Origin of the sequence: Coprococcus sp. AM100_B19A (assembly GCF_027662015.1) — a bacterium.
Classification (GTDB): Bacteria; Bacillota; Clostridia; order Lachnospirales; family Lachnospiraceae; genus Allocoprococcus; species Allocoprococcus comes.
Genome location: NZ_JAQDKN010000008.1, coordinates 136,949 through 145,135, shown reverse-complemented (window position 1 = coordinate 145,135; position 8,187 = coordinate 136,949). Strand labels below are relative to the sequence as shown.

General features: G+C 41.4%; 6 protein-coding genes, 3 tRNA genes and 1 riboswitch. All 9 genes read left to right on the top strand.

The annotated features are described in order from the left end of the window. The first annotated feature begins 169 nt into the window (after window positions 1-169). The 9 genes from PGQ33_RS10250 (at window position 170) to PGQ33_RS10210 (ending at window position 8,180) form a co-directional block, all read left to right on the top strand. Window positions 170-241 (top strand) — tRNA-Asn (locus PGQ33_RS10250). Between the two features lie 57 nt (window positions 242-298). Further along, window positions 299-370 (top strand) — tRNA-Glu (locus tag PGQ33_RS10245). Between the two features lie 3 nt (window positions 371-373). Beyond that, window positions 374-444 (top strand) — tRNA-Cys (locus PGQ33_RS10240). Between the two features lie 279 nt (window positions 445-723). Then, a riboswitch (cyclic di-GMP riboswitch) is annotated at window positions 724-807 on the top strand. Between the two features lie 149 nt (window positions 808-956). Then, on the top strand, window positions 957-2,606 hold the full coding sequence (locus PGQ33_RS10235) for a sensor domain-containing diguanylate cyclase (RefSeq protein WP_270205683.1): 1,650 nt from the start codon (window positions 957-959) through the stop codon (window positions 2,604-2,606). Window positions 2,607-2,625: 19 nt separating this feature from the next. Further along, complete coding sequence (locus tag PGQ33_RS10230) at window positions 2,626-4,551, top strand: GGDEF domain-containing protein (RefSeq protein WP_270205682.1); 1,926 nt, start codon at window positions 2,626-2,628, stop codon at window positions 4,549-4,551. Window positions 4,552-4,666: 115 nt separating this feature from the next. Beyond that, window positions 4,667-5,812 carry a beta-aspartyl-peptidase gene (gene iadA / locus PGQ33_RS10225; protein WP_117559002.1) on the top strand — a complete coding sequence of 382 codons (1,146 nt, stop codon included), beginning with the start codon at window positions 4,667-4,669 and terminating at the stop codon, window positions 5,810-5,812. 106 nt (window positions 5,813-5,918) lie between these two features. Further along, entirely contained in the window at window positions 5,919-6,401 is a 483-nt protein-coding gene (locus tag PGQ33_RS10220) for a LeuD/DmdB family oxidoreductase small subunit (RefSeq protein WP_175305174.1), read from the top strand. Window positions 6,402-6,404: 3 nt separating this feature from the next. Beyond that, window positions 6,405-7,655 carry a 3-isopropylmalate dehydratase large subunit gene (locus PGQ33_RS10215; protein ID WP_055249408.1) on the top strand — a complete coding sequence of 417 codons (1,251 nt, stop codon included), beginning with the start codon at window positions 6,405-6,407 and terminating at the stop codon, window positions 7,653-7,655. Between the two features lie 33 nt (window positions 7,656-7,688). After that, window positions 7,689-8,180 (top strand): LeuD/DmdB family oxidoreductase small subunit, encoded by a 492-nt coding sequence (locus tag PGQ33_RS10210; protein WP_008371705.1) that lies wholly within the window; start codon window positions 7,689-7,691, stop codon window positions 8,178-8,180. Window positions 8,181-8,187: the final 7 nt, after the last annotated feature.

Below are 8,187 nucleotides of genomic sequence, written 5' to 3'. Positions count from 1 at the left end.
ATGGAGCTGACTGTTACTAATCGGTCGAGGGCATAACCAAGAAGGTAGGACAGGGTAAGAAAGAATGGATGGAGTAAAGATTTAAATTTGTATGTGGTTTTCAGAGTACATAAAAAATGAAAAAAGCACTTGCAAAATATATGTAAAGTGTTTATAATAATAAAAGTAGTCCTCGATAGCTCAGCGGTAGAGCATTCGGCTGTTAACCGAAGGGTCGTTGGTTCGAACCCAACTCGGGGAGTTCTAAAATCTGTCAGCCAATTACTTGCAGATTTTAATTTTGAAAAAATCAATATCTGGCTCCGTGGTCAAGCGGTTAAGACATCGCCCTTTCACGGCGGTAACACGGGTTCGATTCCCGTCGGAGTCATCTGGCGCCATAGCCAAGTGGTAAGGCAAAGGTCTGCAACACCTCTATCACCAGTTCAAATCTGGTTGGCGCCTCTAGGAGAAATCTGGAAACAATTGTTTCCAGATTTTTTGGTATACAAATATAATATACCATATATAAAAATGCGGTATGTGAAGAATGTGCTTTGTGCTTCCTACATCAAAAAATAACAGAAAATATATTGAAAATCAGCTTTCGGGAGCCATTGAGCAGATGGAAGAATATATCAGAAAGTATCCGATGTTTCTTGTTATGGATTATGTGTAAAACTATAGATTATTATAATAATTAAAATATTGTTTCGTCATCTTGAATATGCTATACTTGAATTATGTTTATAGGGGCAAAGCTGTTGAAAAACTGTGACGCAAAGCCAAAGGGACTAAGGCAGTACGCTATGTCAGCCGGTTGCAATAAGAAGATGCGGATAGGTTAATAGAGTAAGTGAAAAAAGCTATTCGGCTTAAATTTTAGTCACCTGCGTTATACAGGTGACTTTTTTACATAGGAAATTACATTTTCTATGTAGAAAAGCTTCCGGCAGAATGCATAGGAGATGAGGGAAATGAAAAAAGGAAAGAAATGGAAAAAAATTGAAGCATTCTGCATTTTGCTCATTGTGATATTGTTGCTTATTTTTGTCAGAATACTGTATCAGCCGGGTACGGAGTCGGAAAGGGGCGAGTTGTACACCTTCAGCAATGGATGGTATCAGCTGAAGGATGGGAAAAAGACGGAGCTCAAATTGCCGTGTTTTGTTACAGCGGATAAAGATGGGCAGATCATTCTTTACAATGATATGTTATCAGAGGCTGATAAGGGAAAAATCTTGTCGATCCGAGGAATACAGGATCAGCTGGAAGTCTGCATAGGAGACCGGCTTCTCTACCAATATAAGGATAACAGATTTGAAAAAAACAGGCAGATGAAAGGGAAAATATGGGCAGATATTTCTTTGCCGGAGAAAATCGGGCAGGAAGTGTTATCAATCAGCTATGAAACTAAAAAGAATGCCAGACTATATGTGTATGCCCCGATGATCGGAGAGTTTTGTTTTCTTTTTAGGCAGCATCTGCTAGAATCAATTTTTTCGATACTGATGATTTTGGGAATGACTGGTCTCGGTATCGTCTCGGTAATTGTCTTTTTATATACCAGACACAGGCAAATTGTAGAAAAAAGATTTTTAAATGTAGCACTGTTTTTGATTCTATGCAGTTTGTGGTGCATTTTTGATTCAGGGATTTATCAGATGTATGGAAGTCAGAACGCAGCAGGAACACTGATATCCTTTTATGCGTTCATGACGATGCCTGTTCCCATGCTGTTATTTGTACAAAATACAGTGAGTGAAAGTGTAAGATGGATACCGCAGGTCTGGATTTTTCTTCTTTATGCAAATGCTGTTTTACAGGGATTCTTGTATTTTCTGTTTAGGATTCCTTTTATAGACATGTTATTTATCACACATCTTTTATTATTTACGGGAGTTGTGTCTATGATTCTTCTTTTGTGGAAAGAGTATCGGAAAACGCAGGAGAAGGAAGTAAATCTCTGTCTAAAGGCATTTGGTGTATTAGGGATAAGCGGTGTAATCGCACTGGTACTGTACTGGGTATTATCCATTTACTGGTATGAATCTATTTTCCAGTTTGGCATTCTTCTTTATATTGCTGTTTTGTTTTGGGGATTGCTTTGTAAAGTATCCAACAACATTCAGTTTTGCCTGGAACAGGAGGTTTATAGGAGAATGTCCTTGGAAGACCGGATGACAGATATGAAAAACCGGAAATCATTTGAGATGTATCTTGAAGAGATTCAGGAGGGTGCGATTTTACTTGAAAATGTATTATTGCTGTTTGTGAAAATTGCAGAACTGAAGAAGATTAATGATATGTCTGGAAGACAGATGGGTGATGAAACGGTTATCCGAACGGCAAGAAGCATCCAGAGTGCAGAAAGGAGTGTTCTGGAACAGCAGGCAGTAAGTTTTCGTGTTGATGGTGGTGAGTTTGCGATTATCGTAAAAAACCCGCAAAAGACACCGGAAGAATGGGAGCATTTTATAAAAGAAGAGATGGAAGAAGAATGTGGAAACAGACAGCCTGTGCGGCTGAAGTTCGGGTATAGTTATCTGAGAGAAAAGAATGGTAGTCTTCTTTCATTCAGTGACTGGAAACAGCAGGCAGACGATATGCTTTGTTCAAATAAATAAAAACCGGCGGAGGATAAATATGACTTATAATATAGATTTTCTTATTGCGGCAATGGTTATATTGTTGCTGGTTTTATGGTATTTTCTGGGACAGAAAAGAGCAGAGGATCTGAATAATCAGGTATTCCTTTTCTTTGCCGTCATCGGTATTTTAGATGTGGTTGCGGAACTTGCCAGTAATTATTATATTTCTTTTCCAAATAGTAATTGTGAAATTGCTGCAATGCTTGCAACAACGATCTTTTATCTGCTTCAGGCATTGCTGCCGTTTACGGTGATCTGTTATATTCAGACATTACATGATAATAAGATCATTTCGGCAAAAAAGATGTTTTTATCAGGTGTGCCGACATTCATTCTGATGGGGATGATTCTGACAAACCCGTTCACAGAAAAGCTGTTTTATTTTGATATACCGGCAGGCTATATGAAAGGTCCATGGTATATGCTGATGTATTACAGTGCACTTTGTCATATGGCAGCAGCCTTGATCCTTATTGTCATATGGCGGAAAAAACTGGGCTATCAAAAAGTGAAGAGCCTGCTGGAAATCCTGTTGATATCCGGTGCGGGAGTGGTGATCCAGCTTTTATATCATCCGCTTCTTACAACAGGGTTTGGTATGAGTCTGGGAATTCTGGTACTATTTATTACGATCAACAATCCTCATGCAAATATCGATACACTTACCGGATTATACAATCATCTGTATCTGGTCAGAAAAAGCAATGAGCTGATCAGTGCGGGAAAATCATTTCACATTATTACGGTGTATCTTTATCAATTGAAGCACATTAATAAAATCGCAGGGGTACAGGGCGGTAATTCAATCTTAAAGCTGACAGCAAGAAAACTTGGTGAGATGTGCGGGAAAAAAGCATTTCGTACAACGGGAAAGAGTTTTATGATACTCACCGGTTCACTTGAAGAATATGAATATTATCTTACGCAGCTGAAGAGAATGTTTGATGGAAACAGTAAGCAGAATGTCAACAATAAAATTATTACGATGCCTGTGATCATAAGCGGGATCATGAATGCGCAGAAACTCGGAGACAGTGGGCTTATTCTAGAATATGCTGAATATCTGGAAGCCTTATCTGCGAAAAATGGTCTGACAGAGGTGATACAGGATGATTATCAGACGATGAATGGTTTCCTTTATAATAAACGGGTAGAACAGTATTTGCATAAGGCGATTACAGAGGATCTGTTCGAGATATACTATCAGCCGGTTTACTCTACACAGAAAAAATGCTTTATCACACTGGAAGCGCTAAGTCGCCTTCAGCATCCGGAGCTTGGCTGGATCGCTCCAGATGTATTTATTCAGATTGCAGAAAAAAATCATATGATCGAACAGATCACAGATCTACAGTTTAGTCGTGTCTGCAGATTTTTAGGAGAAAACCGATACCTGATGAGGCATCTTCTGAATGTAAAAGTGAACCTGTCTTCTCTGGATCTGATGAGAAATGACTGTAGCAGACATTTTATCCGGATTATGGATGCTTATAAGATTCCACATAACTGGATACAGTTTGAAATCACGGAAACGGTTGCGACTGAATGCAATGCGGGTCTAAGAAGAGTTGCGGAGGAATTTACGGACGCTGGCATTGGTTTGTGTCTGGATGATTTTGGTTCCGGATATGCGAATCTGAATACGGTAATGAGGCTTCCGTTTTCTGTGATCAAGGTTGACAGATCTCTGCTTTTTGATATCTGCAGGGATGAGAAACGGGCAATTTTCTATGAAAGTGTTGTAGAAACATTTCATAAAATGAATTATCATATTGTTTCCGAAGGGGTGGAAACACAGGAAGAAATGGAACAGATCAGCAGCTGGGGAGTCGAGATGATCCAGGGCTATTATTTTTCCAAGCCGCTTCCTGAAAAAGAGCTTTTGGAATTGCTGAAGAAGCAGGATAATATAGAAAGATAAAATTAAGAGGGAAGGGAGATAGTAGATACACATGGGGACATCCGATTGCGGGAGATCATCAGGCAGACAAATTAATGTATGAAAATAAAAGAATGTCATAAAGAGGAGGAAAGAAATGTTACTTATTAAAAATGCAAAAGTTTATGCACCGGAGTATGTTGGGAAAAAGGATCTTTTAGTATGTGGGGGAAAAATTGAATGTATTGAAGATAAGATCGAGGATTTTCCGATCGTATGTGAAGTTATTGATGCAGAGGAAAGAATTCTTACACCGGGGTTTATTGATCAGCATGTTCATGTTACCGGAGGCGGTGGGGAAGGAAGCTTTCATACCCGTACACCGGAACTTCAGCTGTCAGAACTGGTAAAAGGCGGAATTACAACGGTTGTAGGACTTCTTGGAACGGACGGACTTACAAGGAGTGTTGAAAATCTTTACGCAAAAGTACAGGCTTTATGCGAAGAAGGGGTAAGTGCGTATATGCTTACCGGTGCATATGGATATCCAAGTCCGACTATTACCGGAGAGGTAGATCGGGATATTATGTTTGTTGAAAAAGTACTTGGCGTGAAACTTGCCATTTCAGATCACCGGGCACCGAATGTGACGGAAAGTGAACTGATCCAACTTGCGAGCAAGACCAGAACGGCAGGTATGTTAAGCGGAAAACCTGGAATCGTGGTGCTGCATATGGGAGATGCAGATGCTGGATTGTCGCCGGTGTTTGAAGCTTTGGAAAAGAGTATGATTCCGATCAAGATTTTCCGTCCGACTCATGTGAACCGCAGAAAAGGTCTTCTGGAAGAGGGGTATCAGTTGCTTGAAAAGGGTGGATACATCGATCTCACCTGTGGCATCAGTGAGGACTTTTGTCCGGGCGGATGTATTTTAGAAGCAAAAGAAAAGGGAATCCCGACAGAGCATATTACCATCAGCTCCGACGGACACGGAAGCTGGTCAAAATACAGAGAAGACGGAAGCCTGTTGGAAATCGGTGTTTCCTCAGTAGATGCGCTGCGGGAAGAACTTCTGTATATGGTACATGAGCTTGATATGAAGCTGGAAGATGCACTTCCATATATGACATCACATGTAGCGGAGGCACTGGGATTGCAGGGTAAGAAAGGGACAATACAAAAAGGAGCCGATGCAGATCTGCTTTTGTGGGACAATGACCTGAAGCTTGACAGTTATATTGCAGGTGGAAAAATCTTTATGCAAAAAGAAAAAATCATTTGCAAGGGAACCTATGAAAAATAGGAATTGAATAAAGTACAACGTTAGCCTGTTAAAATATTCCCTTGCGGAAATGCCGGAAAAGCCTTAAAATAAAGGAATCATGTGTATACAGAAAGGAATATGCTTTATGGAAAAAGGGACTATTTTTAAATTTCATAACGATCTGGATACAGACCAGATCATTGCATCCCAGTATCTGTTGCTGCCGAATCTTGAGGAGATGAAGAGCCACGCATTTGAATCTCTGGATCCGGATTTTGCACAGAAGGTAAAACCGGGAGATTTCGTGGTCGGAGGAGAGAACTTTGGATGTGGATCTTCCAGAGAGCAGGCTCCGGGTGTGTTAAAAGCGTTAGGTGTAAAAGCTGTTATCGCAAAATCATTTGCAAGAATTTTTTATAGAAATGCTATCAATATCGGACTTCCTGCTATTGTCTGTAAAGACCTTCCGGATGAAGTAAAGACCGGAGAGCAGATGGAGCTTCATATGTTGGAAGGAACCGCTGAGGCAAATGGAAAGGTTTATTCCTGCACAAAACTGCCGGAATATATGCAGAATATTTTGAATCAGGGCGGACTTATTGCGTCTCTGAACCGTGAGGAGGAATAGACGATGGGAATGACAATTGCTGAAAAGATTATTGCAGCGGCAGCCGGTGTGGAAAGCGTAAAGCCGGGTGACATCCATACAGTAGAACTGGATCGTCTGATGAGTAATGACGGAACTACACATCTTACCGTTGATATGTATAATAATAAATTAAAAAATCCACATATTGCAGATACAAGCAAGCTGGTATTTATCGTAGATCATAACGTACCGTCTGACTGTCCAAAGACAGCCGCATCCCAGAAGAAGATGCGTGATTTTGCAAAGGCAAACCACATTGATTTCTGGGAAGGGAAAGGTGTATGCCACCAGATTATGATGGAAAATTATGTTCGTCCGGGAGAACTGATCTTTGGTGCAGACAGCCATACCTGTTCTTACGGTGCACTTGGTGCATTCGGAACCGGTGTTGGATGTACAGACTTCCTTTACGGTATGGTAACAGGAACTTCCTGGGTAATGGTACCGGAGACTGTGAAATTCAACCTGGTTGGAAAGCTGCCGGAAGGTGTATATGCGAGAGATCTGATCCTCACCATCATCGGTGAAGTCGGAGCCAACGGATGTAACTATCAGGTGATGGAATTTACCGGAGAGGGCGCGAAGACTCTGACAATCAGTGACCGTATCGCACTTTGCAATATGGCAGTAGAAGCCGGAGCTAAGACCGGTATTTTTGAAGTTGATGATGTGGCAATGGAATATTTAAAAGAGCATGGACGCGAGCCAAAGGCTGTATATCACAGCGATCCGGATGCGCATTATGTAAGAGAATATACATTTGACTTATCCAAGGTAGAGCCGGTTGTTGCAAAACCGGATTTTGTAGACAATCTTGCGCCGGCAAAAGACGTGCGCGGTATCAAGATTGATGAGGCATTCCTTGGATCCTGCAACAACGGACGTATCGAAGATCTCCGTGTAGGAGCACAGGTTATCAAAGGAAAGAAAGTATCTGAGAAAGTAAGATTCCTTGTTGTTCCGGCAAGTCAGACTATTTACAGACAGGCTCTGGAAGAAGGACTGATCGACATCTTCATGGATGCAGGTGCAATCGTGATGAACCCGAACTGTAGTGTATGCTGGGGAAGCTGCCAGGGCGTAATCGGTGAAAATGAAGTCCTGATCAGTACAGGAACCCGCAACTTTAAGGGACGTGCAGGACATCCGAGTTCCAAGGTATATCTTGGATCGGCTGCAACCGTTACAGCATCTGCCATTGCCGGAGAAATTGCACTGGCAAGTGATGTGTAAGAGACGAAATTACGTTTGACGAGGTGACATAAGATGGATAAATTTACAGGACGTGTATGGGTTCTTGGAGATGACATTGATACCGATATCATCATTCCAACTGAATACCTTGCACTCAAAACAATCGATGATATGAAGCAGTATGGCTTTTCTCCTCTTCGTCCGGAACTTGCCGGACAGATCCAGAAGGGGGATATCATTGTAGCAGGAAAGAACTTTGGTTGCGGTTCGTCAAGAGAACAGGCACCGGAGATCATCAAGGCAATGGGTGTGCAGTGTGTGATCGCCAAATCATTTGCAAGGATCTTTTTCCGTAATTCGATCAACAATGGACTTCTTCTGATTGAACAGCCGGATCTTTATGATGATATGAAAGAGGGCGACGAGATCACGGTAGTGATGAATGAGCATGTGGATTATAATGGCAAGGAATATCCGATTGCTTCTCTGCCGGAGAATCTGATGAGCATTATTCAGGCTGGCGGTCTGGTAAAAGCCATGCGCAAGCTGAATGGACTGGATTAACCGGAAA

Coding starts and splice junctions, on each gene's coding strand:
- PGQ33_RS10235 (WP_270205683.1), top strand. CDS start 957: ATGAAAAAAGGAAAGAAATGGAAAAAAATTGAAGCATTCTGCATTTTG.
- PGQ33_RS10230 (WP_270205682.1), top strand. CDS start 2,626: ATGACTTATAATATAGATTTTCTTATTGCGGCAATGGTTATATTGTTG.
- iadA (WP_117559002.1), top strand. CDS start 4,667: ATGTTACTTATTAAAAATGCAAAAGTTTATGCACCGGAGTATGTTGGG.
- PGQ33_RS10220 (WP_175305174.1), top strand. CDS start 5,919: ATGGAAAAAGGGACTATTTTTAAATTTCATAACGATCTGGATACAGAC.
- PGQ33_RS10215 (WP_055249408.1), top strand. CDS start 6,405: ATGGGAATGACAATTGCTGAAAAGATTATTGCAGCGGCAGCCGGTGTG.
- PGQ33_RS10210 (WP_008371705.1), top strand. CDS start 7,689: ATGGATAAATTTACAGGACGTGTATGGGTTCTTGGAGATGACATTGAT.